We start from the raw sequence: 2337 nt of genomic DNA, 5'->3' as shown, positions 1-2337 counted from the left end.
GGGCGGGCAGGCGTTCTGGTCGCTGGGCGGGCTGTTCATGGTCGACACCCCGGAGCAGCGGCGGATGGGCATCAAGGACTCGCCCGAGCTGGCGATGCAGGACTGGCTGGGCACCGCCGGGTTCGACCGCGACGTCGACGACCCGTCCGGCGAGGACTTCTGGGCCCGGCAGTGGGCGACCGCCTACGTCGACTTCGCCTCGGGGGAGAAGCGTTCCTGGCTGCACGGTCAGGGAGTGCGTTGGATCCCGGTCGTCGGGTGGGCCGAGCGGGGTGGCTACCTCGCCGACGGGCACGGCAACTCGGTGCCGCGGTTCCACCTGACGTGGGGCACCGGGCCGGGCGTGCTCGCGCCGTTCGAACGACGGGTGCGCGACGCCGCGGCGCGCGGGCGGGTGCGGTTCCGGTTCCGGCACCGCGTCGACGAGGTACTCACCACCGACGGCGTCGTCGACGGCGTCCGCGGCGCGGTCCTCGAACCCACCGACGCGGTGCGCGGCGCCGCGAGCTCGCGCACCGAGACCGGCGGGTTCGAGCTGCACGCCCCGGTCGTGCTGGTCACCGCGGGCGGGATCGGCGCCGACCACGACCTGGTGCGCGCGAACTGGCCGCAGCGGCTCGGCACCCCGCCGGAGCACATGATCTCCGGCGTCCCCGAGCACGTCGACGGGCGGATGCTCGCGATCACCGAGCGGGCCGGCGGGCGGCTGGTCAACCGCGACCGGATGTGGCACTACACCGAGGGCATCACGAACTGGGACCCGATCTGGGCCCGGCACGGGATCCGGGTGATCCCCGGCCCGTCGTCGCTGTGGTTCGACGCCCGCGGGCGCCGCTTCCCGGCCCCGGTCTTCCCGGGTTTCGACACCCTCGGGACGCTCGAGGCGATCATGAAGACCGGGTACGACCACTCCTGGTTCGTGCTCACCCAGAAGATCATCGAGAAGGAGTTCGCGCTGTCGGGCTCCGAGCAGAACCCGGACATCACCGGCAAGGACCTTCGGCTCACCCTGGGCCGGGTGCGTCCCGGCGCGGCCGGACCGGTGGAGGCGTTCAAGCGCCACGGCGAGGACTTCGTCGTCGCCGACACCCTCGAGGAGCTGGTCGCCGGGATGAACGCGGTCTGCCGGGATCCGGTACTCGACGTCGCGGACATGCGTCGTCAGATCGAGGCCCGCGACCGCGAGATGGACAACCCGTTCACCAAGGACCTGCAGGTCATGGCCATCCACAACTCGCGGCGCTCGCGCGGTGAGCGGCTGGCCCGCACCGCGGCGCCGCACAAGATCCTGGACCCGAAGGCCGGCCCGCTGATCGCCGTCCGTCTGAACGTCATCACCCGCAAGACGCTCGGCGGCCTGCAGACCGACCTGTCCGGGCGGGTCCTCGACGGGCGCGGCAGTCCGGTCCCGGGGCTCTACGCGGCCGGGGAGATCGCGGGTTTCGGTGGCGGCGGGGTGCACGGCTACCGGTCACTGGAGGGGACGTTCCTCGGCGGCTGCCTGTTCTCCGGACGCCAGGCCGGCCGGGCGATCGCCCTGGTGACCGGCACCTGAGGGGCCACCGGCACGTGAGCGGGCGACGGCACGCGAAGGGGGGTCCGCAACGACGTCCGGGGGCCGAACCGCCCCCGAGCGGTCGGCCCCCGGACCGGGAACGACGAGTCGACCGCTCCCCAGCATCTCGGCCCATCGTGTGGCTGTAAGGGAAGGGTGCCCGTACCCGGTCGGGTGAAACCCGGGACACGCCGACCGCGTCGACCGTGCATCGACACGGGGCGGACGGTCGACCATGTGCGGCGAGCGACGCCCGGGGGGCACACGGGGACCGCACGGGGGCGCTCGACGGCGGTGTGGCGTTCCCGACCGCCCGAACCCTTGTGCCGCGCAAACGCGTTGAGTGACCAGACGTGACGCTCGGTGGAAAGGTTCGTGAATGACGACGACCGCGGCGGTCAAGGACGAGCTGGCGTGGACCGGTGCGGGGGAGCCCGCCGCCCGACTGGCCGAGGTGGCCACGGTGCTCCGGTTCGCCGGCACGGTGGACCGCGAGGCCTCGGCCGCGGGCGTGCGCGTCGTCATCGAGGCCGAGCTGGACTCCGGCGCCGCCGCCCGACGGCTCTGCGAGGGGATCCGCGGGCTGTTCGGCATCACCGCACACGAGTCCGCGCCGGTCGGGGTGCTGCGCCGCAGCCGCGGCTGCCTCGTCCGGGTCGCAGGTGACGGGACGGAGCTGGCCCGGCGGTCGGGCCTGACCGACGGCCGGGGCCGCTGGGTGCGCGGGCTGCCGCCCAGCGTCGTCGGCGGTGACCTGGGTGCGGTCGCGGCGGCGTGGCGCG

The 2337-nt window shown here is 73.9% G+C and carries 2 protein-coding genes; both read left to right on the top strand.

Going from position 1 to position 2337, the window contains the following annotated elements:
* Positions 1 to 1555 (top strand): FAD-binding dehydrogenase (locus tag I4I78_RS31950; protein ID WP_218615239.1); only part of this gene is annotated, 1555 nt, incomplete at its 5' end.
* A 379-nt stretch (positions 1556 to 1934) separates the two neighbouring features.
* Positions 1935 to 2337 (top strand): DNA-binding protein WhiA (gene whiA, locus I4I78_RS31945; RefSeq protein ID WP_218615238.1); only part of this gene is annotated, 403 nt, incomplete at its 3' end.

It is taken from the genome of Pseudonocardia sp. KRD291, from assembly GCF_019263595.1.
Lineage (GTDB): Bacteria > Actinomycetota > Actinomycetes > Mycobacteriales > Pseudonocardiaceae > Pseudonocardia.
Note: the sequence above shows the minus strand (reverse complement) of the source record. Positions and strands in the feature narration are given on the sequence as shown.